This window comes from Methylobacterium sp. E-045, assembly GCF_022829685.1.
In the GTDB taxonomy this organism is placed as follows: Bacteria; Pseudomonadota; Alphaproteobacteria; order Rhizobiales; family Beijerinckiaceae; genus Methylobacterium.
Genome location: NZ_JAKSYE010000085.1, coordinates 129,400 through 155,873, shown reverse-complemented (window position 1 = coordinate 155,873; position 26,474 = coordinate 129,400). Strand labels below are relative to the sequence as shown.

Here is a 26,474-nt window from a genome sequence, read left to right as displayed (position 1 = left end):
GATGCGCCGTCACAGATAGGGGGCCTATGCCGGAGCGGCAACGGCAACCGCCGGCCTCCGGCCCTCTTTACGGTCCCGCCACAAGCGGTCGCGACGCCTCACCGGGCCGTTGCGGCACCCTGTGCCGACTCCTCGCCCGGTGTGTCTTGGAAGCGGCCGTGCCGGATGAAGCGCAGGGAGGCCGTGATCGCGGCGCGGTTCAGGAGAATCAGGTCGTGGGTGGTGTGAAGGGTGAGATGGTCGGTCATGCCGGAGACCCGCGTCCGCGCCACGCTCACGCGCCCGTCGTTGGGACGGGGCAGGATCAGGAAGGATTCGATCAGCCAGATCGAGCGGTCCGCCGCGATGACCCCCAAGGGAAAATCGACATCGCCGAGGAGCGCGGTGAGGGCCGGCGAGCGGTGGGTGGTGAGTTGCGCGCCCGCCGGCCCGAAGAACATCCGGTACGGCCTCATCCAATGGAGAAAGTCCGCGACTTCGCTGCCACCGTTTGGCGGTCCCAGCATCACCACGCGGCCGAGATTGGCGGGGCGATACCGGGTGATGATCCCCCGCGCCACGAGCCCGCCCATGGAATGGGTGACGAAATGCAGGCGGCGCAGCCCGGACGCGAACGCCGCTACCGCTGGCGCGGCGCCCTCGACGATCGTCTGCAGCGTGGCCTTTCGCCCGGGGTAGTCGAGGTTGAGGGTCTGGTACCCCTCGGCGCGAAATGCACGTTCCATCCGAGCGAGGGAGGCCGAGCGGCGCGCGATGCCGTGAAGCAGCACGATGCCCTCCGCACCGTCCGTCTTCCCCGCGTCCGCGCTCCCTGGGTGGAGGTCGAGTGGCAAAGCCGTCATCGGGTTGCTCCCCGCAGCGCATCGCCCGACATTCGCCGGGGCGGCGGTCGCAGGTAGTGCCGACGACCGCCACGAGGCAAGCGAGGAAACGCACGATGCCGGCCACACTCGCGTGAGCAACCGAACCGACGATCGTCGACGGCTGGCCGGCCATCTTACCCTGTTCGTCACGCTCTATGCCGGATACGGGGCGCTCTCGCCGTTCCTGCCGCTGTTCCTCGAACGGCGCGGGTTGCCCGCACACGAGATCGCCTGGCTCCTCGCCCTCGCGATCGTGGTGCGGATGGTGGCGGGACCGCTCGCCGGACGGATCGCCGACCGGCGGGGGATCGTCCGCCCGGTCCTGGCCGGCGCGGCCGCGCTCGCGGGGCTTGCCGCCTTCGGCCATCTCGCTGCTACGGGATTCGCCGACCTGCTCGTCGTCGGCCTCGCCTATGCCGTCCTCACCGCGCCCCTGGCGCCATTCAGTGACGCCCTCGCCCTGGCCGCCTCGCGGAACGGCGGACGCTTCGTATACGGCTGGGTGAGGGGCGACGGCTCGGCCGCTTTCATCCTCGCAACGAGCCTCGTCGGCTGGCTTGTACCGGGACTCGGGATCGAGGCCGCGATCCTTGTCGGGGGCAGCCTCTTCCTCGCTGCCGGTCTTGTGGCGAATGGACTTCCGGCGGACGGTGCACCGGAGGAGGCCGTGAGAACGGCGCCGCGGCGGGGCTTCTCGGACGTGCTGGCGAACCGGCGCTTCCGCCGCGTCGTCCTGGCGGCCTCCCTCGTCATGGGCGCGCATGCCATGCACGATGCCTTCGCGATGATCCTGTGGAGCCGGAATTCCATCCCGGCCGGGATTGCCGGGCTGCTGTGGTCGGAGGCGGTGGCGGCGGAGATCCTCGTCTTCCTCGTCGCCGGGCCGTGGATCCTGGCGCGACTGAATCCGGGCCGGGCCATCGGGCTGGCCGCCCTCGCCGGGGCATTGCGGTGGGGGATCGGTGCCGAGACCGTGGCGCTCCCGGCGCTGATCGTGAGCCAGTGCCTGCATGGGCTCACCTTCGCGCTCCTCCACCTCGCCTGCCTGAAGGAGATCGGCCGCTGCGTGCCGCCGGATCTCACCGCCACCGCGCTGACCCTCTACGGTCCCCTCGGCCTCGGCCTGTCTTCGGCCCTGTTCACCCTCGCCTCGGGCCCGCTCTTCGCCGCTTACGGGGCGTCGGCGTTCTGGGTCATGAGTTGCGTCAGCCTCGCCGCCTTGCCGATGGCGATCGGTCTGGCGCGCGGCGATCGTTCGCGATCCGGCGAGAGAGTACGTACATAGAACATGGTTCCCAAGCAGAAGAGCCCATGCCCAGCGTCGCCGACATCCTGATCCCCCTCGCGCTCGACAACGCCTACAGCTACGCCGTGCCCGCCGGGGTGATCCTGGCGCCCGGCGACGTGGTGCAGGTACCGCTCGGGCCGCGCGAGACTGTGGGGGTGGTCTGGCAGGTATCGGAGAGCCCCGGCGGCTCGAACCTGAGGCCGATCACCGGCCGGATCGAGGCGCCCCCTCTCTCGGAGCCGTTGCGCGAACTCGTCGACTGGCTCGCCCGCTACACCCTGGCCCCGAAGGGCTCGGCTTTGGCCATGGCCCTGCGCCTGCCCGACGAGGCGGCCCGCGGCGAGACGTCCCGCATCGGCGTGCGGGAAACGGGCAAGCCCCCCGCCCGTCCGACGCCGGCACGGATGAAGGTCCTCGCCGTGGCCGGGGATGGGGCGATGCGCGGCAAGAGCGCGCTCGCCAGGGAGGCCGGCGTCTCGCTCAGCGTGGTCGATGGCCTGATCGATGACGGCGCTCTGGAGGCGGTGGCACTGGCGCCGGAGCCGGTGGCGCTGCCGCCCGACCCGGACCACGAGCGCGTGCCTCTGTCGGAGGCACAAGACCAGGCCGCCCGCGACCTCATCGGCCTCGCCTATCCCGTCTTCGAGGATGGGGCCGGGGGGAAAGCGCCGACGATCCTCCTCGAAGGCGTCACCGGCTCGGGAAAGACGGAGGTCTATTTCGAGGCCGTGGCCGAAGCCGTCCGGCGCGGGCACCAGGCGCTCATCCTGATGCCGGAGATCGCGCTCACGGCGCAGTTTCTCGACCGGTTCGCCGAGCGCTTCGGCGTCCGCCCGGCGACCTGGCATTCGGGTATCGGATCGAGGCGGCGCGAGCGCCTGCGCGCCGGGGTGGCGGCGGGCGAAGTCGCGGTGGTGGTCGGCGCCCGCTCGGCGCTGTTCCTGCCGTTCAGCGATCTCGGCCTCGTCGTCGTCGACGAGGAACACGAGGCCGCCTACAAGCAGGAGGATGGGGTCCATTACCACGCGCGCGACATGGCGGTGGTGCGCGGCCGTCTCGAGAATTGCCCGGTGGTCCTCGCCTCGGCGACCCCGTCCATCGAGACCAAGGTCAATGCCGAGAAGGGGCGCTACGCCCATATCGTGCTGCCCGAGCGGTTCGGCGGACGGCGGCTGCCGGACATCCACGCCATCGACATGCGCCTCGACAAGCCGGAGAAGGGCCGCTTCCTCGCCCCGCTCCTGGTCAACGCCGTGCGCGCCACCATCGAGGCCGGCGATCAGGCGCTGCTGTTCCTCAACCGTCGTGGCTATGCGCCGCTGACCCTGTGCCGGGCCTGCGGCCACCGCTACCAGTGCCGCAACTGCTCGACCTGGCTGGTGGAGCATCGCTTCCGCCGGGCGCTGGTCTGCCACCAATGCGGCTATGCCGAGCGCCGGCCCGACGCCTGCACTGAATGCGGCACCTTCAACAACCTCACCCCCTGCGGGCCGGGGGTGGAGCGCATCGCCGAGGAAGTGACGGAGCTGTTTCCCGACAAGCGCGTGATCGTGCTCTCCTCCGACTTTCCCGGCGGGGCCGAGCGTCTGCGGGCCGAACTGCAGAGTGTCGCCGACGGGGAATGCGACATCGTCATCGGCACCCAGCTCGTCGCCAAGGGCCACAACTTCCCGCATCTGACCCTGGTCGGCGTGCTCGACGCCGATATCGGCCTGACCTCCGGCGATCCCCGCGCCGCCGAACGCACCTTCCAGCTCCTCCAGCAGGTGACGGGCCGTGCCGGGCGCGGCGACAAGCCGGGCCGGGCCCTGGTCCAGACCTACCAGCCCGATCATCCGGTGATCGCAGCCCTGCTCTCCGGCGATGCAACCCGGTTCTACGAGGAGGAAATCGCCTCGCGAGAGGCCGCCGGCCTGCCCCCGTTCGGGCGGCTCGCCGCCCTCATCGTCTCGGCCAACGAGCGCGAGGTGGCGGAGGCGCATGGGCAGGCCCTGGCGCGCGCCGCCGAACCGCCGCAGGGCGTCATGGTGCTGGGGCCGGCCGAGGCACCCCTCGCGCTGATCCGTGGGCGCTACCGGTTCAGGCTGCTTGTGAAGACCGAGCGGGCCGTCGATCTCCAGGCCTACCTGCGCGATTGGCTTGGGCGCGGTCCGAAGGTTCGCGGCAACGTGAAGGTCGCCATCGACGTGGACCCTCAGAGTTTCCTATAAGTCTGGCTCGACGTTCGCTTGGGTAGCGTTCGACCCGACCAGGAGTGCTGCATGCTGACCTACACCAAGACACCGGACTCGAACGTCGCCGAGATCGTCGTCGACGGCCAGATCACCGATCAGGATATGAACACCGTCATCACCGCCATGCAGGCCGATCTCGACAAGGGCGGCAAGCTCAAGCTGCTGGAGGACGTGCGCGAGTTCAAGGGCATGGAGCCGGCCGCGTTCTTCAAGGACGTTCGCTTCGGCCTCGCCATGATGAAGGGCGTCAGTCACGTTGCCCTGGTCACGGATGCGTCCTGGCTGCGGATGGTTGCCGACACGTTCGGCAAGGTCTCGCCGGCCCAGATCAAGACCTTCGACCGCGCCCATATCGACGAGGCCCGGAGCTGGCTCGCCGCGGCTTGAAAACTAGTACGCCTGGGCGGTGCGCGTCGCCTGACGCCGCGCCGTCCAGCGGCCCGAGCACAGGGACGACACCTTCCAGGTGCCGCTGCCGGAATTCGACAGGAGGCGGCCCGAGACCGCACCCGTGGCGGTGCCGTTTGATACACTAAGGCCCAGGGTGCCGTCCGCGCCCACTCGGCCCGTGAGGCTTGCGCTCGGCCCGGAGGCGAGGCGGACCTGCCCCTCCTGCACCGAGACCGAGTAGCTGTAGCGGCTGTCGCAGACCATGCCGCTCTCGGTCACGAGGTCCACCGACCACGCCCCGTTGAATGTGCCGGCGTCGCGCGCGGCAGCCGGCAGCATGACGGCCGAGGACAGGCTGGCTCCGAGAAGAAGCAGAGCGGCGGAGTTGGACATGCATCATCCTTCGGTAAAAACGCCCGGTTCGATCCGGCCCATGACGGCCCGACTTTATCCCGAGAAGACGTTCAATGAAGAGTGATCACAGGATACATGTCGAGGCGGCAGGATTGTGACGAGAGCCAAATTCGAAGATCAGGATAATAAACGAGCGGATCTGAACCTGTGATGACTGGCAGGGGTGAGGCGGTTAAACTTGGCTGTTGCCGGGAAGTGGATAATCTGCGCACGGCGCTACGCTCGCGCTTCGGCGCAAAGGCCGGAACGTCAGCCGTCGCATCGTTCCGCGCGTCTTCTCAGCGGTCGTAGAACGCCTGCAACGCCGCGCGCTCGCGGGTGATCGGCAGGGCGAGCAGCGCCAGAACCCGTGCCTTGTCCGGCGACAGATCGTCGGCGAAGACCGCCCCGGCCTCGCGCAGAGTCTGGCCGCCGCCCTTGAAGCCGTAGACGGGCAGCGCGCGGCCATCGGCCAGCTGGCTCGCCACGATCACCACCACGCCCTGCGCGGCGACCTCGACCACCGCATCGTGGAGGGCATCGTTGACGTTGCCGAAGCCGTAGGCAGCGAGCACCACGGCGTCGGCACCGCTCTCCACGGCGTGGCGAAGTTGGGAGCCGTCGGCACCGGCCACCATCGGCACCACGTCGATACGGGGCAATGCCTCCGGAAGCGGCAAAGTCTGGCGCCGCAGGGATTTCCGCGAGAAGACCACGCGGTCCTCGTCCACGGTGCCGAGGAACCCAATGGTGCCGGAATTGAAGGTCTCGACGTTGTTGGTATGGGTCTTCCGCACTTCACGGGCGGCGTTGATGTTGTGGTTGAGGGTCACCGTCACGCCCATGTCGCGGGCCCCCGGTGCCAGGATCTGCCGCACGGCGTTGAGCAGGTTGCGGCCGCCGTCGCCGTCCGGATCGGAGGCGTTGCGCTGCGCACCGATCACCACCACCGGCTTGTCGCCGATGAGGGTCAGGTCGAGAAAGTAAGCGGTCTGGTCGAGGGTGTCGGTGCCGTGGAGGACCACCGAGCCGGCGATGTCGTCCCGCGTCAGCAGGCCCTCCACCGTGCGGGTCAGGGCGGGCCAGAGGGCCGGACCCATATAGGCGCTCGGCAGGTTGGCGAACTCCACCACCTCGATGGTCGCGAGCCCGGCGAGGCCCGGCACCGCCGCCACCAGGTCGGCCCCCGACAAAGCCGGAACGGGGGCGCCGGTCTCGGGGTCGTTCTTCATGGCGATGGTGCCGCCCGTGGCGACGATGGCCACGCGCGGCAGGGCGGTGTTCTTGGATCGGGTCACGAATGCCGGCTCAGTCGAGGGGCCGCGCCTCTTCGGGCAGCATGATCGGAATACCGTCCCGGATCGGGTAGGCGAGCTTGGCCGAACGGCTGACGAGTTCCTGGCGCACGGAATCGTATTCCAGAGTCTGCTTGGTCAGGGGACAGACCAGGAGCTCGAGGAGCTTCGGGTCGACCCGCGTGGCTTCCACGGCGGTGGGGATCTCGTCGGTCATCGTACTCTGTCCTTGCGTCGCGGATTCACTGCAGGGTCGGCTCGGACCCCGATCCGCGCACCAACTCCATCTCAGTCACCGCAATCAAGACCTCGGCGCGGGTCTTGAGGTCGGCCGCCTCCAGCATCGCCTGTTTTTCGCGCGAGCCGAACGGGCTCATCATGCAGAGGGCGTTGACTAGGGCCTCGTTCGGCGCCTCGTCGATGCCGGCCCAATCGACCTTGAGGTCGTTCACTTCGACGAAGTCCTTCAGCGCCTTCAGGACGCCCTCGCGATCCACCGCCTCCTCGCCGGCTCGCGGCTCGAAGTCGCTGAGGAAGTCGCCATAGGAGACCTGGCAGCGCCGGTAACGGGTGGTGGTGGCAAGCTCGCTCTCCACACGGAACCGACTGATCCCAGTGAGCGATATGAGGTAGCGCCCGTCGCCGGTCTCGGCGAACTGTGTGATCCGGCCGATGCAGCCGACCCGGAAGAGCTTGGGCGTCATCGGCGACGATCCGCTCTCCACGTCGGGCTGAATCATGCCGATGACGCGGTCGGTCCGCAGGGCATCATCCACCATGGCGAGGTAGCGCGGCTCGAAAATGTTGAGGGGCATCTGCCCACGGGGCAGGAGCAGCGCGCCGGGCAGGGGGAAGACGGGGATGACGCCGGGGCAGTCGCCCGGTCCCTTGTAGCCCGCATGGGTGCTCATCGCGTCTCTCCGCCCCGGCGTTGATGCGTCATGCGAAGACCAGCGTCGACAGTCGCCGCCGGCCCCGGATCGAAGCCTTGTCCATGAGGCCCCAGGCCTCGAAAAACGTGAGAAGCTGCTTGCGGGCTGCCCCGTCGTTCCAGGTCTTGTCCCGCCGCTCAATCTCGATCAGCTCATCCACCGCCTCGTCGCGCTTGCCGAGACCGTTGAGACCGAGGGCGAAGTCGAACCGGGCTTGAAAATCGGCAGGATCGGCGGCAATGCGCTTCTGGAACACGCCGAGATCGCCGAGGGACGCCGCCTGCTCCGCGAGCTCCACCGCCGCGCGGATTCCAGCCAGGGCCGGGTCGCCGGTCTTTTCGGGGGGCGCCATGTCCAGGATCTGGCGGGCATTGGCGACCTCGCCGGAATCGAGCTGGATCTTGGCAAGAGCGGCCAAGGCCACGAGGTTTCCGGGCTCTTCGCTGAGCACTGCGGCATAGAGTTCGGAGGCTCCGGCGAGATCACCTTCGCCGAGAGCCACCTCCGCCTCGATCATCATCGCCTCCACCGGCGTCGGGCCGGCGGGACCGGCGAGCCGGGCGATGAATTCCTTGATCTCGCTTTCCGGCAGGGCGCCGACGAACCCGTCCACGGGACGGCCCTTGTCGATGGCAATGACGGCGGGAATGGATTGCAGTCCGAGTTGCTGGCTGATCTGCGACCAGATCGCCGGATTCTCGTCGATGTTCACTTTGGCGAGGATGACGGCGCCCTTCGCGGCGGTCACAGCCTTCTCCAGCAGGGGAGTCAGCTGCTTGCAGGGGCCGCACCACGTCGCCCAGAAATCCACCAGCACCGGCTGTTGCAGGGAGGCGGTGATGACCTCGTCGCGGAACGTCGCGGTGGTGACGTCCTTGATGAGATTCGCGGGACCGCCAGCGGGACTCACCCCGGGGGTGGAAACGTCGTTCAGCATGCCGTCCTCAACTCTCGCACTCGGATCGACGGCACGGGTGCCGCCGGTGGCCGATCAGATTCGTCGTTGCCCTAGATGGGCGCCCCGGCTCAACCGGACCAGAGCGGTACTCGGGCTATTCGCACCATCCCGGCATGCACGCATCGGCTTCTCGGCCGTCGCACTGAAGCACCGCCTCAGGGTTTTGGCGCGCCGGGGGGCGCCTTCGCGTCCGTGACGAAGCGGGCTTCGTAGCGTCCCTTGGCGGAGGTCGCCTCGCAGGTGATCGCCGTCTTGCCCTCCTGCGGATTGCTGAAGCTGCAGGATCCGACGGCCGCGAGCGGTCCGCGAACCACGCCCTCGTCGGTCTTCTCGCCGGGAACGACGAGATTGATCGGCTGGAGCGCGTCGGTTTCCTCCGTCCGCTCCTGCTGGGCCCCGCTGCCGCTGAAGCTAAGGGAGCGGCCGTCCCAGGCGGAGAAGTCGAAACTCGTCCGGTTGCGGGCCACGGTGTTCATCATCGTGTCCTTGCAATTCTGGGTAATGTCCAATCCCGCCACGATCAGCTTTTCGCAGGTGCCTTCGAGCTTGATCGCGGTTTGGGCGCCCGCAGGACTCCCCGCGGCGACGAGTAGGGCGAGGACGGGCAGGACGGTGGTGAATCGTGTCTTCATGGCGCTGATGTATGTCCGTCGTCGCGTCTGTCGAGGGCAATGTCGCGAAGGTCGCGGCGTTATGGTCCGAAGCGTAATGCCCTGTCGTTGGGCGCGTCGAGATCGAGCTCGGGACCTTTGGGCACGATCCCCGTCGGATTCACGGTCGGATGGCTTCCATAATAGTGCTGCTTGATGTGACTGAGGTTCACCGTGGCGGCGATGCCGGGCAAGGCATAGAGGTCGCGCAGGTAATGCGACAGGTTCGGATAGTCGGCGATCCGGCGCAGGTTGCACTTGAAGTGCCCGACATAGACCGGATCGAACCGCACCAGGGTGGTGAACAGGCGGATGTCGGCCTCTGTCAGCGCCACGCCGCACAGGTACCGGCCCCTGCCCAGCCGCTCGTCGAGGGAATCGAGTTCGGCGAACAGGGCGTCGAAGGCTTCCTCGTACGCGTCCTGCGTCGTCGCGAAGCCGGCCTTGTAGACCCCGTTGTTGACGGCATCGTAGACGCGCGTGTTCACCGCATCGATCTCGCCGCGCAAGGCTTCCGGACAGAGGTCGGGGCCGGTGCCGCCGAACGCGTCGTTCAGCATGCGAATGATCTCGGACGATTCGTTCGAGACGATGGTCCGGCGCTGCTTGTCCCATAGGACGGGGACGGTGACGCGGCCGGTGAAGTCCGGCACCGCCTTGAGATAGACCTCGTAGAGGCGGTTCGTGCCGTTCACCGAGTCGGGCGTGGCGCCCGGTGAATCGCCGAAGATCCAGCCTTCCGATCCCATATGCGGATCGACCACCGAGACCGTGATCGCCTCCTCCAGCCCCTTCAGGGCACGCACGATGAGGGTGCGATGCGCCCAGGGGCAGGAGAGCGAGACGTAGAGGTGATAGCGGCCGGCCTGCCCCGGAAATCCGCCCTCGCCGGACGGGCCGGGACCGCCGTCGGCGGTGACCCAGTTGCGGAACTTGGCGTCCGTTCGCTTGAAGCGACCGCCGGTCTCCTTGGTGTCGTACCAGGCATCCTGCCAGGCGCCGTCGACCAGCAATCCCATCTTTCGTCTCCCGGCAGTCTCTCCGATAGCGAGATGAGCCATGAACGGCCTGTCGGAAAGAGCAAAATGGCGGGAACAGGTCTGCTTCCGTACGGTTTGCCGGCGATGAGCACTTTGCCCGATGCACCCACGGCCGATCCTCTGATCCTCACCCTGGAGATGGACCCGGAGACCTTCGCGCATTTCGATGGGCTGAGACGGCGGCATTTCCCACAAAAGCTCAACGTCATTCCGGCCCACGCCACCCTGTTCCACCATCTGCCGGGCCTGGAAGAGGAGGGCATCGCCGCGACCCTCTCCGAACTCACGGCGGAGCGGGAGCCGGCGGAGGTCGCCGTCACCGACCTTCGCTTCATGGGGCGCGGCGTCGCCTTCGCCCTCGCCTCCGACGCCCTGTCCCGGCTTCGCGACGAGATCGCCCGGCGCTATGCGGAGGCCCTGACGGCGCAGGACCGGCAGGGATGGCGGCCTCACGTCACCGTTCAGAACAAGGTCGCGCCGGATGTCGCCCGCACCCTGCATCACACGCTGGAGCGCGATTTCGAGCCGTTCCGATTCACCTCACCGGGGCTGATCCTCTGGCGCTACCTCGGTGGCCCGTGGCAACAGCGGGGACGCTTCGCCTTCGGGCGGCATCGATGAGCGAGGGACGACGAACCAATGACGAAGACCGCAGCATGAAGGCGCCGCCCCCAACCTATCTCCAGCATCCGCTGTTCAGCCAGGCCACGGCCCTGTGGCTGCGTCTGCGCCTCAACGAGGTCGGCCCCCTCGTGGCTTTGTTGAGCGTGAGCTTCCTCGGCTACGCCTTCTTCTTCCTCGCCGACGAGGTGGGGGAAGGGTCTACCGAGGCGCTCGACCGCAAGATCCTGCTCGCCCTGCGCAACCCCACCGACCTGTCGGACCCGATCGGGCCTCGCTGGCTCGAGGAGACGATGCGCGACATCACGGGCCTCGGCAGCGTCTTCACCATCACCTTCGTCACCTTGAGCGCCGTCGCCTACCTTGCGCTCACCCGGCGGCATCGCATCGCCGCCTTCGTGTTGGGCGCCATCGGCGGGGGATTGCTAATCTCGACGGTGCTGAAGATGTTCTACCACCGGCCGCGGCCGGATCTCGTCCCCCACGGCATGGACGTGTTCACCGCGAGCTTCCCCAGCGGGCACGCGATGATGTCGGCCATCGCCTACCTGACCCTGGCGACGCTGCTGGCCCGCGTGGATCAGAATCGTTCGGTGAAGGTTTTGATCCTCCTGCTCGGAGTTGGAACGACGCTCCTCGTGGGGGCGAGCCGGATCTATCTCGGCGTACATTGGCCGAGCGACGTGCTGGCCGGCTGGTGCATCGGCGCGGCCTGGGCCTCCCTGTGCTGGTTCGTGGCGCTGATCCTTCAGCGCAGGGGCGAGGTCGAGTCCCCCGATCCTCCGCCGGGCTGAGTCGGCACCGGGGTTTTGCCGGCGAAGGAGGCCGGTCGGCGGCGCAAAAGGGGGCACATCGATGCGATTGCCTCATGAACTGCCCCTCGCCGCATTGCGGGCCATCGCCGCCCTGACCTATGGTCCCGCCGATGAAGCTCACTGGTCCCGAACCCGACCTGCCGTATCGGCCCTGCGTCGGAATCATGTTGATTGCCCCCCGGGGGCACGTCTTCATCGGTCGTCGCCGTCAGGAGGCCGGGCCGGAGCACGTGAAGGGCGACCGCGCCTGGCAAATGCCGCAGGGCGGGATCGATGAGGGCGAGGCTCCTCTCGCGGCGGCTCTGCGTGAACTGCACGAGGAGACCAACGTCTCGGCCGGCTCGGTCGTGCTCCTCGGGGAGACGCCCGGCTGGCTCGCCTACGACCTGCCGCCCGCCGTGCTGAAACAGGCCTGGAAGGGTCGCTATCGCGGACAGACTCAAAAGTGGTTCGCCTTCGGTCTCGTCGGGGACGAGGCTGAGATCGACGTGCTTTCACCCGGAGGCGGACTGCACAAATCCGAGTTCGATTCCTGGTGTTGGGAGCCCATGGACGGGTTGGCCGACCTCATCGTGCCGTTCAAGCGGCCGGTCTACGAGGCCGTGATCGCGCAGTTCGCGGGCTTGGCCGCGTGGAGTGAGCAGGCGCAGAGGGCTACCTCGTCGCAATGATGCGATTGTGGTGGATCCCGATTTCCCTGTTTCTGACGTGGTTCGTCTTTACGCTGACCCCGTTCTGGATGCTCTATGACCTCGCTTCTGCGGTGCAGGCGAGGGACGTCGGCTACGTCGAGCGACACGTCAACTTCCGCATCCTGCGCCAATCCATGATCCGGCAGATCTCGACCGCCGCCTCTCAGCCGAGAGGTGAGCCTGGTGCCGAGGTCGAACTCTCGCGGGATCGGCAGAGGCTGATCGAAGCCGCTGCTGCCCTGGCCGAACCCTTGACCGAATCCCTGGTTACGGCACAGTCGGTCATCGATCTCCTCGATGACGGCATTCCGCAATCCTTGGATATCGGCCCCCTCAGCGGCGATGGCACCGGTTCGGACTCCGAGCGCAAGATTGGTGTCCCTGCCGGATTGAGGATCGACACGATCTCCCGGCTGATCCCGTACTACCTCTCCTCGGAGATGCGGGGATTTCGCACCATCGTCATCGCCGTGCCTCCCGAAGCGTCCCGGTCGCAGCGGTTCCGCCTTCGCCTCCGCCTGCGGGGATGGTCGTGGCGGCTGGTGGAGATCGAGCTGCCGAACGACCTGCGCAACCGTATCGCCAGCAAGGTCGCCCGGGCGCACAGCCGTCCAGAACAGGAAGCCGCACCGACGCCCGCCCTGCGCTGAGCGGTCTTGCGCCGGACGACGCGCGACGCCTGAAGGCCGGAGGAAGCGAAAGCATCAGGCTCGCCGGTTCTCGGGCGATGCGCCAAGCCGTGGACACCGCGCATTGAGGGCCGCGCGGTGCGCTCATCAATGCATATTGTCGGGGAGCCGGCGGTTGGTGAAGCGGGCATTGCCGAGGCCGGTGCCGATGGTGAGCACGCCCCACCGCGCGACGCCCTTCATGTCCGACATGGCCGAGAGGCCCTGCACCACGGCGTCGTTGTGCATCAGCACCACGGTGTCGTGATCCCCAATGGTGGGTATGGCCTCCACGAGCCGTTCTGCGAGGTTGAAGCGGCTGCTCTCCCAATTGCCGGGCAGGTTCTGGCCGCCGCGTTCGATGGTCCCGTCGGCGGCGATGACGCCGGGGCAGCCGATGCCGATGAAGGGCGCGAGTTTCAGGCGCGAGCGTTCCGCTCGCGAGATCAGGTCGTTCAGCATCGCGATCAGGCGGTCGACCGCCTCGTCGCGGCTCGGGGCCGGATCCTCGTCGCGGTGGCGCCATAGCTCCGAACGCCAGATCTCGGCGCGCGAGAGGTCAGAGGCCTTCTTCAGGTTCGTGGTGACGACCCCCGCCCGGATGTTGCTGCCCCCGATATCGACGGCGAGAAGGCTTTCGTAGCCGGAGAAGATCCAGGAGGGTGCGAGGTGGACGGCTCCGATCAAACCGGCCTCGTCCGGATGATGGCGGATGGGTTCGAGGTTCAGGGCGAGCCCGCCAGCACGGAGGATCACGCTGGCCCGGTCGATGGCGAGCCGTCCGGCGAGGCTGTCGCTGAAACCGCCGCCGACGACGATGCTCTGCGTATCACGCCACCCCTTCTGGCGCAGGAAGCGCCGCACGACGGTCGCGAGTTCCTGGGCGAATTCCTCGATCGCGCCGAAGACCACGCCGGCGGCGAGTGGGGGGCCGTCGATCAGGAGATCGTCGAGGCGTCGCTTGCTGAAATCGTGGCTCGCCTTCGCGCCCAGGGGATCGGGGCCGAGCTTGCGCAGCTTTTCGCGCCAATCCTCCACGAGATCGCGGAAGGCTTTCTTCGATACGCGGTCGCCGACGAAGCCCTCGCCATTCTTCAGTTCGATGTTGTAATCGTCGAGGATGACCGAGGGCAGGTCGCTCGGCGCGTGGGAGAGGCTCGATCCGCGCGTTGCCGTATCCGTGCCCATGCTCGATCGATCCTTTCAGACTGAGGGAAATTGCGGCCGTCGTGGTCCGGCCGCACTGACCCGCCGAGAGGATTCGGCATGGCCAGCGGTGCAAGCGTCCTTGTCGTGCGAGTGTTCCCTCGACGACGCGTTCCACATCTCGCGGGGTGGGTTACTTCGACTTGGCGGGAACGGCGTCGCCGGGGGACGCCTTCGGCTGGCGGGCCTCCATCAGGTCCTCCGCCTTCTCCTCGTCGGTGTCGCCGCTCTGCTCGATCGCCTTCTCGGGATTGGTGGCCAGTGCTTTGATGATCGCGACGAGGCGATCGCATTCGCCCTCGTACTTGTACGTCTCCAGGATGATCGCGGCGTCGCGCAGGGTGCGCAGGTCGCGCACCGCTTGCTTGTTGGCGGTCTCGCGAAGCTCGGACTTGCCGGCGATCGCCTCTTCGAGCTTCGCGCCCTTCACGTCGCACGCAGCCCTGGCGTTTCCTGTCGTGTAGGCGCTGAGCGTCGTGGCGAAGAGGACGAGAGCGGTGGCGAGCAGGGTGCGCATGGGGGAAGGGGCTCCGGAAGGGATGGGGGCGCGGTTGCGCTCAGGCGTAGTGGGAGAAACGGCGGAGGAGGCCGTTGGCGAGGGCGGTGATCTGGCTCGGGCGGTAGGGCTTCGGCACGAAGATTGATTCCGTCACCGCATCCGCCTGCGAGAGACTCCCGCGTCCGCCCGACGTGTAGATCACCGGGAGGTTCGGACGCAGGCGCCGCGCCTGGCGGGCGAGGGAAAGGCCATTGGTATTGCGGGCCAAATCGATATCGGTGAAGAGCAGGTCGACGCGTTCCCGCGCCAGGATATCCTCGGCCTCCTCGGCGTCGGCGGCGCTGAGGACGCGGTAGCCTTCGTCGATGAGGGCTTCGACGGCCAGTTCGCACACCATGGCTTCATCCTCCACCACCAGGACGGTTTCGGATCCGCGGACGGAGCCGAAGTTCGGCAGCGCAAAGGCAGCGTAAGCGACAGGGATCATGACGCAACTCCAACTCACCCGGCCTGGAATGACCATCCCGACGCCGGATCGTCACACCAACGGGGCTTACGGCTTCGATGTTCGATCCTGTTCATTCGAATTGCGCGGACTTGGTAAGCAATGCCTTAACCCTACCGGGCCGGTACCGGTCGTCCCGGGACGAACCACAGCGTCGAGGCATCGCGCGTTGCCATGAGCCGGTCCCTGTCATGAGCCGCAACTGGCATCTCGGCTTCGGCCTCATCCTCACGGCCCTCGCGGGCTACGTGGACGCTCTCGGGTTCATCCGGCTCGGCGGCCTGTACACCTCGTTCATGAGCGGCAACACGACCCAGCTCGCCGTGGCGCTAGGGCACCACACGCCGCTTCTGGCGATCCTGCCGGGCCTCCTGATCGCGGCCTTCATGCTCGGCGCCCTGTGCGGCGGCGGCCTTTCGGCCCTCACCCCGGCCCGGTGGAGCACTCCGGTGCTCCTCGGCTTCGAGACCGTCCTGATATCCGGCGCCTATCTCACGGCGGTGGAAGATCCGAGCCCCGGCCACGCCTCGCTGCTTCTCGCCCTTGCCATGGGCGCGCAGAACGCCGCTCTCGCCCATGTCCAGGGGTTCCGGGCCGGCACCACCTTCGTGACGGGAGCCCTGTTCAGCACCGGCCAGAAGCTCGCTTCGGCCCTGGCGGGGCGCGGACCCCGCTTCGGCTGGGTGGGCGATGGCGTCGTCTGGCTCGCGCTGCTGTGCGGTTCCCTGCTTGGGGCGGTCGCCTATGGCCGCTTCGCGTTGTATGCCCTCGCCATTCCCGCCGGCATCGCCGGTTGTCTCACCTTGGTCGCGACGGTCATGACGGTGCTGAAATCGGCGCCGGATGCCGCCTCTGCGTCCTGAGAGGTTCCTAGCCGATGAGCGCCAGCGCTCCCTCACTCGTCGATCACGTCGTTCCACTGGAGGCCGGTGCGCATGTCTCCGGGGCCGTCTGGCTGAAGGACGTCCTGGCCCTGGCACTGGGCGACGGTGCCGTGATGCTGGTCGGTCCCCATGCGACCCGGCGCGTGGAGGCTCACCCGGATGCCGGCATCCTGGTGGCGTCGGGCGACGGGCGGCGGATCGTGACGGGCGGCGACGACGGACGCATCGTGGCCGTCGCGGCCGACGGCGACATGACCGAGGTGGCCGCCGCCAAGGGTGGAGCCTGGATCGATGCCCTGGCCCTCCATTCCGATGGTGCCATCGCCTATGCCGCCGGCCGCAACGTCGTCGCCCGCGATGCCAAGGGCCGGGAGAAAATCTTCGCGGCGCCGTCCACGGCGCGGGGGCTTGCCTTCGCGCCCAAGGGCTACCGCCTCGCCGTGGCGCATTACAATGGCGCCACCCTCTGGTACCCGAATCTCGAGACCGCCCCCGATTTCGTCGAGTGGAAGGGCTCGCATCTCGACGTGACCTGGTCGCCGGACGGCCGCTTCGTCGTGACGACGATGCAGGAGAATTCCCTCCACGGCTGGCGCCTGCAGCCCGACCGCGGCCACATGCGGATGTCGGGCTATCCCGGCAAGGTCCGCTCGGTGAGCTGGTCGGGGGACGGCAACTGGCTCGCCACCAGCGGCGCGGAAGCCGCCATCATCTGGCCGTTCGATTCGAAGGAAGGCCCCACCGGCAAGGCGCCGCGCGAATGCGGCATCCGCCCGGCCCGCGTCACGCGGGTGGCGTTCCACCCCAAGGCCCTGGTCCTCGCCATCGGCTACGAGGACGGCTGCATCCTGCTCGTGCGCTTCGCCGATGCCTCGGAACTGCTGGTCCGGCCCGCCACCAAGAGCGGAGCGATCTCGGCCCTGGCCTGGGACGGGCGCGGCGGCCGGCTCGCCTTCGGCTGTGCCGGCGGCATGGCCGGCATCCTGACCCTGCCGGGTTGAGGCGGCGATGGCTCTTTTCGGCCTCGGACGCCGGCGCGAACCGGCCGACGACAGCGCCCGACGCCGGGTCGACGAGTGGATCCGCGCCCTCGTCGCGCCCGAGACCGTGGTGAAGGTCAACGAGATCCTGTGCCCGGACCCCTCCTGTCCTGGCCTGGAGACGGTCATCCTCGTCATGAGGCCGGGGCGGAAGACGCAGGCCGCGAAGGTGGCCAAACCCTTGGCCGAGGTGACGCGGGCGGAGGTGCAAGCCGCTTTGGCGGACCTCCCCTGACCGTTCGGGAACCGCCACGAGGCCGCCCTTCCGTGCGCCATCGGACCGTTCTTGAACCGCCATGGAGCGGCCCCTTCCTGCGCAATCCGGCCGCTCGGGAACCGCCACGCGGCTCGGCCTTTTGTCTGACGACGTGTTGAGGGGTGAAACGTGCTGCGTGTGATCCGGACCCTCGGTCTCGCCCTCGGCCTCCTCGGCGGCATCGTCGCCGCGCAGGGGCCCGAATTCGCGCAGCAATATACGCAGCGGCTCGGAGGCACCCTCGACGAGTTGCGGCGCTCCATCGCCGCCCTCGACGCGGACGCCGCCGCGAGCGGGACCAATCGTCAGGGGGCCGTCGACCGCCTGCGCGGCAACGGCGACGCCCTTGTGGCGCGACGCGGCGAAGCGGCCCGCGCCGATATCGAGCGCTTGCAGCGTCTCGACGCGCAGAAGCAGGCTCTCGCCGAGGCGGGCGGTCCGATGGGCCGTTTCGCGGCGCTGCTGCGCGATCCCGACATGGCGCTGGCCCGCGCGACCTACCAGGATTACGTGCCCGCGGTTCCGGCGAGCGCCGACGGGATCATCGCCGGATTTCTCGGGTTCCTGGCCACCTGGGCCGGCTGGCGCGTGCTGACGGATGTCGGCCGGCGGCTGGTTCCGGGCCGGCGACAACCGAAGACCGCCTGAATGCACGCGGCGGAGGAAGCACGGGTGTTGCACGACATCTACAGCGCGCACCGGCTCCCTGCACTACGACTCGACCGGTAGCGCACGGGCGACCTCGTGGCGCCGTCGAACGGCTGCAATCGCACCATGGCCCGCGCGCCCACCTCTCGACCCTCCATCGATCCGGCCCTCGACGCGGCGGCCCTGCTCCGGCGGGTGGGCTTCTTCGGCCTGTTCGTCCTGCTTCCCGTGGCCGCGCAGGTGGCCCGTCGCGCCACCGTGATCCTGGCCCCCATCGCCATCGCGCTGATCGTCATCGCCAGCGCCATCGACGGCAAGCAGCGGCCGCTCCGGGTGACGGCCGGCCGTATGCTGACGTCCACGGCGTTCCTGGCGGGGGGGCTCGTCGTCCTCTGGTCGGCCCTGTCCCTGGTCTGGACGCCGTTCCTCGGACCGGCGACGGAGCGCCTGCTGAACCTCACGGCCACCATCCTGATGACCCTGGCCGCCTATCTCGCCCTGCCGGACCGGATGCGTTCGGCCAACCTCTACCTGCTGCCGCTGGGCGTCATCGCCGCGTCCATCGTCTCCATCGTGTTCGGGCTGTTCGGCGACACGCTCCTGCGCAACATGCCCGAAGACCAGAGTTCGGTGGATCGCGGCTTGACGGTCCTCGCCCTGCTGGTCTGGCCCTCCGTGGCGTGGCTGCGCTCGCGCGGGCGTGACCTGGAGGCCCTCGGCACGGCGATCCTCGTGGCGCTGGCCCTCTCGATCTCGTCCAACGTGACCCAGATCCTGGCGCTGGCCGTCGGCGCGGTGGCCTTCGCCCTCACGACCTATCGCCCCCTCGTGGGCGTGCGCGCGGTGGCCCTGGTCTGCGGCGGCCTGCTGGTGAGCGCGCCGTTCCTGCCGTTCATCGCCCGGCCCATCGGCATCGTCGCCTTCGGTCCGACGGCGCCCGGCGTCCTCACCGTCAAGGCGTGGCAGAAGGTGGTGACCACCGAGCCGGTCCGGCTCGTGACCGGACACGGGTTCGAGACCGCCTCGCGCGGCCGGTTCGTGAACCTGCTGCCGAGCAACGCCCCGACCACGATGCTGTTCGAACTCTGGTACGAACTCGGTATCGTCGGCGCCTTCGCCGCCGCCTTCGCCCTCCACGCGGCGATCCGGCATAGCGGCCGCTCGGCCACCGCCGCCACGCCCGGCGCGATCGCACCCGGAGCGATGGCGGCCTTCGCCAGCGCCTTCACCATCGCCTGTATCGGCGTCGGCCTGACGGTGATCTGGTGGGTGACGACGCTGACCATCACGGTGCTCGTCTTCATCGCCGTGGAGCGCGGGCAGTTCCGCACCCGTCGCCCGAAGGCCAGCCTCCTCAGGCCGCGGGCCGCGAGCCCCCGCCCCGCCAACGACGACTGACGTCAGTCGTCCGCCGCCGCCTCGATGGCGGCCATGTCGTCGTCGGACAGGCCCATATGGTGGCCGATCTCGTGGACGAGGACATGGGTGACGAGATGGCCGAGGGTCTCCTCATGCTCCGCCCAGTAATCGAGCAGCGGCCTGCGGTAGAGCCAGACCCGGTTGTGCAGCTGCCCGGTCACCGCCTCGCCGCCCTGCGCGAGGCCGATGCCCCGGAACAGTCCGAGCAGGTCGAACTCGCTCTCGCAGTCCATCTCGCGGAGCGTGTCGTCGTCGGGAAAATCCTCCACGTGGACGGTCACGCCCTCGCACAGGGCGAGGAATTCCGGCGGCAGGCGGGCGAGGGCGTCGCGCGCCAGAATCTCCACGTCGTCGAGGGACGGCGCCTGGAGATCGGACCAGTTCCGGACGGGGGCTTTCATCCGAGGACGGGCAGGACCCGCTCGCAGAGGAACGCGGCGAGATCGTTGGTGATGTGGTCGATGTGCGGCTCCTTCACCGCTTCCTGCTCGAAAGCCTCGCGGAACGGATCGATGGTGCGGGGCACGACCAGAACCGTCGCCATCCCGATCTCGTGGGGCACGACGAGGTTGCGGGCGATGTCCTCGAACAGGGCCGAGCGGTGGGGGTCGACGCGGTGCCGGTCGAGGAAGCGCTCGTAGGTGGAGCGTTCGGGCTTGGGGACGAAGTCGGCGGCGGCGATGTCGAACACGTCCTCGAAATGGTCGAGGATGCCGAGCTTGGCGGCGACCTTCTCCGCATGGCGCCGGGAGCCGTTGGTGAGGATCAGCTTGCGGCCGGGCAACTGCTCGATGGCGTCGCCCAGAGCCGCGTCGAGGCGGATCGTCGAATGGTCGATGTCGTGGGCGAAATCGAGGAAGTGGTAGGGGTCGACGTTCTCCTCCACCATCAGCGCCTTCAGGGTGGTGCCGTAGCGATGGTAGAAATGCTTCTGCAGCGCCCGCGCTGAGATCCCGTCAAGCCCGTAGAGCTGCATGACATAGAGGGTGATTCGCTCGTCGACCTGCGGCCAGACGAGGGCGTCGCTGGGGTAGAGCGTGTTGTCGAGATCGAACACCCAGGTGTCGACCCTCGAGAAGCCACGGGAGCCCGAGCTGGAGAGATGGCTTTCGCCGGGAAGGAACAAGGCGGCTGAACGGGGTTCGAGGCGGCGGGAACGGTGCATCACCGGATGTGATCGCCCAGGGTTACGATGAAATTGCGCCCTGCGAAAGGAAGCTCGGCCGTGCGACCCCTCCCGGCGACGAAACGGCGGGCTCGGGTTCCGTTCCGCATCGGCCGGATGATGGCGGCGGTTCGAGGGAAGAGGTAGGACTCTCGCAAGGTTGATCCGTGTAGCGTGAACCGCGAAGCGTCCGTCACACAGCGTCGAACGACGCTATCGGCAGGGCGGATAGCGTCGGGCTACTTTCCTGGATGGTGCGACGTGCAAGATCGAGGACACGATCGAGGCGACGAAGAGCTGAAGATTGCCGTCGGGTCAGGTTCGACGCCATCGAGCGATGGTGATCCGGAGCTCCATCTCGATGCCGTATGCCGCACCGCCTCAGCCCTGTTCCGCGTTCCCATCGTCCTCGTCCCCCTCGCCGAGGGCGACGATCCCGCACGGAAGGCGGGATCGGGCGCCGGGGGAGCGACATCGGGCCGGCACGATGCGTTCGTCGCACACACCATCGCGGGCGACTCCGACGGGCCGGTGGTGATTCGCGATCTCCTCGCCGATCCGAGATATGCCGACCATCCCCTGGTGACGGGTGCGCTCCGCGCCCGGTTCTACGCGGGTGTGCCCCTCGCGTTCCGTCCCGGAACCAGGATCGGCATGCTGTGCCTGATCGACATTGTCCCGCGACCCGATTTCACGGACGAACACCTGGTCCAGCTCGAGGATCTCGCCCTCATCGTCACCGGGCACCTGCGCCTCCACGAAGCCAATGCCGAGCGCGAGGCGGAACTGCGCGAGCGCCTGCGCGTCGCGACCGTCCTCGCCCGCCGCGAAGCCCACCTCGAAGCGGCCTTGGCGTCTCAGCGCATGGCCGAGGAGATCGCGGGTTTCGGACATTGGCGCATCGACGTCGCCGCAGCCTGCGTCGAATGGTCGGCGGGGATGGCGCGGATCCATGGCCGCGCGCCCGCGGATCCCGCGCGCCTTCCCCTCGACGAGCATCTGGCCTTCTACCATCCCCAGGACCGGGAGCGTGTCCGCTGGCATCTCGACGACGTCGCGACGGGGTCGGGGGCGTTCGCGCGCGACGATTACCAGCATCGCTCGCGCATCATCCGCCCCGACGGGGATTGCCGGGTGGTCGCCGAGCGCGGGATCGTCGAGCGTGATCCGGCCGGGGTCATCCGGGCCATCTCCGGAATCTGCCTCGACGTCACCGAACTGGCGCGTTCAGACCAGCACCTGCGCGAGACGACGGACCTCCTGCGCGTCACCCTGGAGAGCATCGACGAGGGCCTCGTCATGGTCGATCCGGACGACCGGGTCAGGGTCCATAACGAGCGCCTGACCCTGCTCCTCGACCTGCCCCAGGGAATGCTCCACGACGGTGTCCCCTTCGACGACCTCCGCCGCCACATCGCCGAACGGGACGGCTCGCTGCCGGCCACCCTGGACAGGCGGACCCGTGACGCGAAACGCGATCATGGCGAGGCGGGCGCCAGCGGCGAGCACCTGCAGCGGGACGGGACCCTCCTCGAACTCTGCGGCGTGCCCCTGGCCGACGGCAGTACCGTCTATACCTTCGCCGATATTACCGCCCGGCAGAAGGCCGAGCGCTCCCTTCGCGAGAGCGAGGCGTCCTACCGCCTGCTCGCGGATTTTCTTCCTCAGATGGTCTGGATCACGAACGCCCGCGGCGACACCACCTTCCGCAACCGTCATTGCGGGCGCTATTACGAATGGCCCCCCGTCTCCGTCACGGAGCGGCTCGACTCCTATCATCCGGACGATCGCAGCCGCGTCCTCGGCGATGTCCGCGACCGCCACGAGGCGTGGCAGGATTACGACTTCGAGATCCGTATCCGCCGCGCCGATGGCGTCTACCGCTGGCACAAGGTGAGCAAGCGCCCGATCCGCCTCCTCGACGGAGAGCCCGGATGGCTCGCGACGGCCTTGGATATCGACGACATCATCACCGCCAGGATCGCGCTGGAGCGCACCGGCGACCTGCTGCGCCTCGCCCAGGATGCGGCGGAGGCGGGGGTCTGGGAGTGGGACCTGGTCACCGGCCGGATCTGGCAGTCCCAGGAAAGCGCACGGATGCAGGGATTGCCCCTCGACGAGGCGGATCCGGCCGCCGGCCTCCTGATGACCATGGCGGAGTGGGAGCGCAACGTTCCGGCCGAGGACCTGGTGGGGGTGCGGGCGGAAGCGAACCGGGCCATCGCCACGCGCACCAACCACAAGGTGGAATTTCGCGTCCTGCACCCGTCCACCGGGGAATGTCGCTGGTTCCAGGGGTTCGGCCGCGCCGTCCTCGATCCACGGACGGGCGAGGTCTGCCGCTTCGTCGGCATGAACCTCGACATCACCGCCCGGAAGGAGAGCGAAGAGGCGGTCAGGGCGAGCGATGCACGCCTGCGTGTGAGCGAGGAGCGGCTGGCCCTGGCCCTCGACAGTGGACGGGACGGCTTGTGGGATGCCGACTTCCGGACCGGCGAGGTCTTGTTCTCCGACCGGGCCCAGAACATGCTCGGCTACGTGCCCGGCGAGTTCGGCACATCCTTCGCGTATGTCAGTTCCCTGATCCACCCGGACGACCTGGACGGTTGCCGGCAGGCCGCGATCGCACATTTCGAGGGGCGTCGGCCGGCTTTCGAGATCGAGATCCGGCTCCGCACCAAGGCGGAGGGCTACATCTGGCTCCACTCCCGCGGCAAGGTCGTCACGCGCGCCCCCGACGGCACCCCGATCCGCTTCGTCGGAACCTATATCGACATCACGGCCCGAAAGGAGGCCGACCAGCGGATCGCCCATCTCGCCTGCCACGATGCCCTCACCGGGCTGCCCAACCGGTCGGTCTTCCACGACCGCCTGGAACAGGCCCTCGGCTCCGTGCGGAACGGCGGCGGCGCGATGGCTCTGCTCTGCCTCGATCTCGACCGGTTCAAGGCGGTCAACGATACGTTCGGGCACTTGGCGGGCGACACCCTGTTGACGATCGTCGCCGAACGCCTGCGCGCGGTCCTGAGGCCGTGCGATGTCGTCTCCCGCCTCGGCGGCGACGAGTTCGGCATCATCCTCGTCGATCTCGGCCGGGTCGACGAGGCGGTCGAGGTCGCCCGCAGGGTGATCGACGCCATCGCACAGCCGGTCAAGCTGGACGGATACCTGGCCAATATCGGGATCAGCATCGGCATCGCCCATGCCCCGGCGGACGGGCTCGAGGCCGACCCCCTCCTGAGGCATGCCGATCTCGCTCTCTATCGGGCGAAGGCCGCCGGCCGGAACACCGTCCGGGTCTACGAAGCCAGCATGGACGCGGCGATCGAAGCGCGGATCCAGCTTGGATTCGAGCTGCGCGAGGCCATCCAGCGCGGTGACCTGACCCTGCATTACCAGCCCGTGGTCGACCTCGCGACCAACACCGTGAGCGGCGTCGAGGCGCTGATGCGCTGGCCCCATCCCAGCCGCGGGATGATCCCGCCCTCGACCGTCGTGGAGATCGCCGAGGAAACCGGCCTGATCGTCGAACTCGGGCATTGGGCTCTGCAGGAAGCCTGCCGCGAGGCCGCGTCCTGGACGCATTCCGCCCGGATCGCGGTGAATGTGTCGGCGATGCAGTTTCGCGAGCCGGGCCTCGAGGAATCCGTGATCGAGGCCCTGTCGGAGTCCGGCCTCGCGGCGGACAGGCTGGAGCTGGAGATCACCGAGAGCGTCCTCATCCAGGATACCGAGGCGGTGATCGCCTGCCTGCACCGCCTGCGCTACCTCGGCGTCCGCATCGCCCTCGACGATTTCGGGACGGGCTACTCCTCCTTGAGCTACCTGCGGCAGTTTCCCTTCGACAAGATCAAGATCGACCGCTCCTTCATCCGCGAGATCGCCGACGCCGACACCGCCGCCATCGTGCGTGCCATCGTCGGGCTCGGGGAGAGACGCGGAACGACCATCACGGCGGAGGGCGTGGAGACCCGGGCGCAGCTCGACCTCGTGCGGGCGGAAGGATGCAACGAGGTCCAGGGCTTCTTCTTCAGCAAGCCGGTGCCGGCGCGGGACCTGTCCGGCGTCGTCGCCCGGTTGTCGCGCGCCGAGAGGGCGGCCTGACGCGACGGGAGGGCCCGGATTCAGCCGCCGAGACTGTCGAGATAGCCGGGGGCGAGCCGCAGGCCGAAGGGCAGGTTCGAGACGGGCGGCGGCGTCCGGATGCATTCCTCGAGGTAGACCATCGTGTTGCCGATGATGGCCTCGGAGAAGGGCTTGGCGATCACCGCCACCGCGCCGGCGAAGTCGTCGTGGAAGCCGCTGGCATTCGCCGTGAGGAAGACCAGCATCATCGCGGGCTCGTCCGCCAGATCCTTCGCCACGTCGAGGCCCGAGGAGCCGCCCTTCAGCTGCAGGTCGATGAGGACGATGTCCGGCCGGGTCCTTCGGGCCACCGCGACGGCGTCCCTCGCGGACACGGCCGTGCCCACGACCTCGTGCCCCGCCTCTTCGATCAGGATCTCGAGCTGCATCACGATCAGGGCTTCGTCTTCGACGACGACGATCCGGAGAGGTTCGTTCACGTTTGCTCCCTGTGGCCCGTCTCACCCTGGGGCAGGCGAATCTCGATCCGCGTCCCGGGATTGGCCGGGTGCCAGGCGATATCGGCACTGAGCTGGCGCACGAGACTCTCGACCAGGCGCTTGCCGAAGGTCCGGCCGCCGGCGGCGACGGCCGGGGGCATGCCGATCCCGTCATCGGCGATGGTGATGCGGATCTCCCCGCCCTCGGGCCTGACCGAGACCGAGAGCCGGCCGCCCGCGTCACGGGGGAAGGCGTGCTTGAGGGCGTTGGTGAGCAACTCGTTCATCACCAGGGCTACCGGGGGCGCCTGTTCGACGGCGACCTCCACGGGGACGAGGTCGACATCGAGTTCGATCCCCTGCCGCCCGGAGCCGCGCACCAGATCGACGGCGAGTTCCTGCGCGAAGGCGGCGACATCGAAACGCCGGACGTCGTTGGACTGGTAGAGGCGCTTATGCACCGTGCCGAGGGCCTCGACGCGGGTGAGCATGGATTTGAGCGACGCCTTGGCATCGGGGTCGGTGACGGTCCGCGTCTGCAGGGTGAGGAGCGAGGCGATCATCTGGAGGTTGTTCTTCACCCGGTGGTCCACCTCGTGGACCAGCATGGTCTTGGCCGCCAGCGCCTCGGTGAGTTCCCGCGTACGCTTGGCCACCTCACGCTCGAAATGCAGCTTTTCGTTGCGCGTCTGCAGGAGCGCGTCGATCCGATCCGTCACGTCGAGCTGGGACGCGAAGAAATACACGGTCTCGCCCTCGTTGCTGCTCACGGGGCTGACATAGAGGGCGTTCCAGAACTGGCTCCCGTCCTTGCGGTAGTTGAGGATGTCGACGGCCACGTCGCGCTTGGCCGAAATCGCCTCGCGGATCTGGCGCACCGCCTCGGGACTGGTCTCCTCGCCCTGGAGCAGGCGACAGTTCCGGCCCATGACCTCGGCGCGGCTGTAGCCGGTCATCCTGAGGAAGGCGTCGTTGACGAAGACGATGGGATTGTCCGCCTGCCGCGGATCGGTGATCAGCATGGCCATGCGCGTCGCGCGGATGGCCGCCGCGAAAGGATCGCCCCTTCCGTGCTCGGCCCCCAATCGGTCGGTGAGGTGCCAGGCGTCGTCCGCTTCCATACTGCCTTCCCGTGTTGCCCGGCGCGTCCCGCGGCCCGGGCGGATATCGTCGCCCACGACGAAGAAGCTCCGCCGTCGCGAGACATCGCGCTGCCTCGTCATGACGCCGGGTCATGCCCTGCGATCGTCGAGAGTCGATGTCGTTTTATGGTAATATCAACGACGTAGGGGGGTTCATCCATTCGACAAGCTTTGGTGTGCCGCAGCGTTCCAGACGCTCGATGGTGATGGCGCGGAACGTGTGTCGGAGCACGGTCTGAAAACCGTTGCTGATCCATCACGCGAGATGCCGATCGGCCTCGCCTGGACCGGCGATGATTGCCGGTC

28 protein-coding genes are annotated in these 26,474 nt (G+C 68.1%); 13 read left to right on the top strand and 15 right to left on the bottom strand.

Annotated elements, in window-relative coordinates; translation table 11 throughout:
* Positions 1 to 98: 98 nt before the first annotated feature.
* Positions 99 to 842 (bottom strand): alpha/beta fold hydrolase, encoded by a 744-nt coding sequence (locus tag MKK51_RS14345; protein ID WP_243978089.1) that lies wholly within the window; start codon positions 840 to 842, stop codon positions 99 to 101.
* 112 nt (positions 843 to 954) lie between these two features.
* Here MKK51_RS14345 and MKK51_RS14340 point away from each other — a divergent pair, with 112 nt between their 5' ends.
* The 3 genes from MKK51_RS14340 to MKK51_RS14330 are packed head-to-tail and all read left to right on the top strand — an operon-like array spanning position 955 to position 4,772.
* Positions 955 to 2,148: an MFS transporter gene (locus MKK51_RS14340; RefSeq protein ID WP_243978087.1), complete on the top strand. Its 1,194-nt coding sequence runs from the start codon at positions 955 to 957 to the stop codon at positions 2,146 to 2,148.
* A gap of 26 nt (positions 2,149 to 2,174) precedes the next feature.
* Positions 2,175 to 4,361, top strand: coding sequence for a primosomal protein N' (locus tag MKK51_RS14335; protein WP_243978085.1), 2,187 nt, complete (start codon positions 2,175 to 2,177; stop codon positions 4,359 to 4,361).
* Between the two features lie 51 nt (positions 4,362 to 4,412).
* Positions 4,413 to 4,772 (top strand): STAS/SEC14 domain-containing protein, encoded by a 360-nt coding sequence (locus MKK51_RS14330; protein WP_027171991.1) that lies wholly within the window; start codon positions 4,413 to 4,415, stop codon positions 4,770 to 4,772.
* Between the two features lie 3 nt (positions 4,773 to 4,775).
* Here MKK51_RS14330 and MKK51_RS14325 read toward each other — a convergent pair whose 3' ends face one another.
* The 7 genes from MKK51_RS14325 to MKK51_RS14295 form a co-directional block, all read right to left on the bottom strand.
* A complete protein-coding gene (locus tag MKK51_RS14325; protein ID WP_243978083.1) occupies positions 4,776 to 5,168 on the bottom strand; it encodes a hypothetical protein in 393 nt (130 codons plus the stop codon).
* Positions 5,169 to 5,467: 299 nt separating this feature from the next.
* Entirely contained in the window at positions 5,468 to 6,466 is a 999-nt protein-coding gene (locus MKK51_RS14320) for an asparaginase (protein ID WP_313898814.1), read from the bottom strand.
* Positions 6,467 to 6,476: 10 nt separating this feature from the next.
* A complete protein-coding gene (locus MKK51_RS14315) occupies positions 6,477 to 6,680 on the bottom strand; it encodes a Trm112 family protein (protein WP_027171994.1) in 204 nt (67 codons plus the stop codon).
* A 25-nt stretch (positions 6,681 to 6,705) separates the two neighbouring features.
* Positions 6,706 to 7,374, bottom strand: coding sequence for an LON peptidase substrate-binding domain-containing protein (locus tag MKK51_RS14310; protein ID WP_243978081.1), 669 nt, complete (start codon positions 7,372 to 7,374; stop codon positions 6,706 to 6,708).
* Positions 7,375 to 7,402: 28 nt separating this feature from the next.
* Positions 7,403 to 8,332: a thioredoxin family protein gene (locus tag MKK51_RS14305; RefSeq protein WP_243978079.1), complete on the bottom strand. Its 930-nt coding sequence runs from the start codon at positions 8,330 to 8,332 to the stop codon at positions 7,403 to 7,405.
* A 176-nt stretch (positions 8,333 to 8,508) separates the two neighbouring features.
* The gene (locus MKK51_RS14300; protein ID WP_243978077.1) at positions 8,509 to 8,985 is read right to left on the bottom strand and encodes a hypothetical protein; all 477 of its coding nucleotides are present in this window, start codon (positions 8,983 to 8,985) and stop codon (positions 8,509 to 8,511) included.
* Positions 8,986 to 9,044: 59 nt separating this feature from the next.
* Positions 9,045 to 10,022: a glutathione S-transferase family protein gene (locus MKK51_RS14295; protein ID WP_243978076.1), complete on the bottom strand. Its 978-nt coding sequence runs from the start codon at positions 10,020 to 10,022 to the stop codon at positions 9,045 to 9,047.
* 105 nt (positions 10,023 to 10,127) lie between these two features.
* Here MKK51_RS14295 and MKK51_RS14290 point away from each other — a divergent pair, with 105 nt between their 5' ends.
* From MKK51_RS14290 to MKK51_RS14275, 4 genes are all read left to right on the top strand, one after another.
* Complete coding sequence (locus tag MKK51_RS14290) at positions 10,128 to 10,664, top strand: 2'-5' RNA ligase family protein (RefSeq protein WP_243978074.1); 537 nt, start codon at positions 10,128 to 10,130, stop codon at positions 10,662 to 10,664.
* A 35-nt stretch (positions 10,665 to 10,699) separates the two neighbouring features.
* Positions 10,700 to 11,458 carry a phosphatase PAP2 family protein gene (locus tag MKK51_RS14285; protein WP_243978073.1) on the top strand — a complete coding sequence of 253 codons (759 nt, stop codon included), beginning with the start codon at positions 10,700 to 10,702 and terminating at the stop codon, positions 11,456 to 11,458.
* 119 nt (positions 11,459 to 11,577) lie between these two features.
* On the top strand, positions 11,578 to 12,150 hold the full coding sequence (locus tag MKK51_RS14280; RefSeq protein ID WP_243978065.1) for an RNA pyrophosphohydrolase: 573 nt from the start codon (positions 11,578 to 11,580) through the stop codon (positions 12,148 to 12,150).
* Positions 12,147 to 12,821 carry a DUF2939 domain-containing protein gene (locus tag MKK51_RS14275; protein ID WP_313898813.1) on the top strand — a complete coding sequence of 225 codons (675 nt, stop codon included), beginning with the start codon at positions 12,147 to 12,149 and terminating at the stop codon, positions 12,819 to 12,821. Before MKK51_RS14280 ends, MKK51_RS14275 begins: the two co-directional genes overlap by 4 nt.
* 126 nt (positions 12,822 to 12,947) lie before the next feature.
* On the opposite strand, the gene MKK51_RS14270 is transcribed toward MKK51_RS14275, so the two are convergent.
* The 3 genes from MKK51_RS14270 to MKK51_RS14260 all read right to left on the bottom strand — a co-directional run bounded on the left by MKK51_RS14270 (position 12,948) and on the right by MKK51_RS14260 (position 15,031).
* Entirely contained in the window at positions 12,948 to 14,027 is a 1,080-nt protein-coding gene (locus MKK51_RS14270) for an ROK family protein (RefSeq protein WP_243978063.1), read from the bottom strand.
* Between the two features lie 151 nt (positions 14,028 to 14,178).
* The gene (locus MKK51_RS14265; protein WP_243978062.1) at positions 14,179 to 14,562 is read right to left on the bottom strand and encodes a photosystem reaction center subunit H; all 384 of its coding nucleotides are present in this window, start codon (positions 14,560 to 14,562) and stop codon (positions 14,179 to 14,181) included.
* Positions 14,563 to 14,602: 40 nt separating this feature from the next.
* Complete coding sequence (locus tag MKK51_RS14260) at positions 14,603 to 15,031, bottom strand: response regulator (RefSeq protein ID WP_243978060.1); 429 nt, start codon at positions 15,029 to 15,031, stop codon at positions 14,603 to 14,605.
* 209 nt (positions 15,032 to 15,240) lie between these two features.
* On the opposite strand from MKK51_RS14260, the gene MKK51_RS14255 reads away from it, so the two are divergent.
* The 5 genes from MKK51_RS14255 (at position 15,241) to MKK51_RS14235 (ending at position 19,275) form a co-directional block, all read left to right on the top strand.
* Positions 15,241 to 15,912, top strand: coding sequence for a YoaK family protein (locus MKK51_RS14255; protein ID WP_243978058.1), 672 nt, complete (start codon positions 15,241 to 15,243; stop codon positions 15,910 to 15,912).
* A gap of 14 nt (positions 15,913 to 15,926) precedes the next feature.
* The gene (locus MKK51_RS14250; RefSeq protein WP_243978057.1) at positions 15,927 to 16,934 is read left to right on the top strand and encodes a WD40 repeat domain-containing protein; all 1,008 of its coding nucleotides are present in this window, start codon (positions 15,927 to 15,929) and stop codon (positions 16,932 to 16,934) included.
* A 7-nt stretch (positions 16,935 to 16,941) separates the two neighbouring features.
* Complete coding sequence (locus MKK51_RS14245; RefSeq protein WP_243978055.1) at positions 16,942 to 17,208, top strand: hypothetical protein; 267 nt, start codon at positions 16,942 to 16,944, stop codon at positions 17,206 to 17,208.
* A gap of 150 nt (positions 17,209 to 17,358) precedes the next feature.
* The gene (locus MKK51_RS14240) at positions 17,359 to 17,877 is read left to right on the top strand and encodes a DUF2937 family protein (protein ID WP_243978053.1); all 519 of its coding nucleotides are present in this window, start codon (positions 17,359 to 17,361) and stop codon (positions 17,875 to 17,877) included.
* A gap of 126 nt (positions 17,878 to 18,003) precedes the next feature.
* On the top strand, positions 18,004 to 19,275 hold the full coding sequence (locus MKK51_RS14235) for a peptide ABC transporter permease (RefSeq protein ID WP_243978052.1): 1,272 nt from the start codon (positions 18,004 to 18,006) through the stop codon (positions 19,273 to 19,275).
* 2 nt (positions 19,276 to 19,277) lie between these two features.
* Here MKK51_RS14235 and MKK51_RS14230 read toward each other — a convergent pair whose 3' ends face one another.
* Positions 19,278 to 19,697, bottom strand: coding sequence for a metallopeptidase family protein (locus MKK51_RS14230; RefSeq protein ID WP_243978050.1), 420 nt, complete (start codon positions 19,695 to 19,697; stop codon positions 19,278 to 19,280).
* Positions 19,694 to 20,422: a pyrimidine 5'-nucleotidase gene (locus MKK51_RS14225; protein ID WP_243978636.1), complete on the bottom strand. Its 729-nt coding sequence runs from the start codon at positions 20,420 to 20,422 to the stop codon at positions 19,694 to 19,696. Before MKK51_RS14225 ends, MKK51_RS14230 begins: the two co-directional genes overlap by 4 nt.
* Positions 20,423 to 20,722: 300 nt before the next feature.
* On the opposite strand from MKK51_RS14225, the gene MKK51_RS14220 reads away from it, so the two are divergent.
* Complete coding sequence (locus MKK51_RS14220; protein WP_243978048.1) at positions 20,723 to 24,565, top strand: EAL domain-containing protein; 3,843 nt, start codon at positions 20,723 to 20,725, stop codon at positions 24,563 to 24,565.
* A gap of 20 nt (positions 24,566 to 24,585) precedes the next feature.
* On the opposite strand, the gene MKK51_RS14215 is transcribed toward MKK51_RS14220, so the two are convergent.
* Together MKK51_RS14215 and MKK51_RS14210 are read right to left on the bottom strand one after the other, a co-directional pair.
* Entirely contained in the window at positions 24,586 to 25,026 is a 441-nt protein-coding gene (locus MKK51_RS14215; protein ID WP_243978046.1) for a response regulator, read from the bottom strand.
* Positions 25,023 to 26,147 carry a histidine kinase dimerization/phosphoacceptor domain -containing protein gene (locus MKK51_RS14210; RefSeq protein ID WP_243978044.1) on the bottom strand — a complete coding sequence of 375 codons (1,125 nt, stop codon included), beginning with the start codon at positions 26,145 to 26,147 and terminating at the stop codon, positions 25,023 to 25,025. Before MKK51_RS14210 ends, MKK51_RS14215 begins: the two co-directional genes overlap by 4 nt.
* Between the last annotated feature and the right edge of the window lie 327 nt (positions 26,148 to 26,474).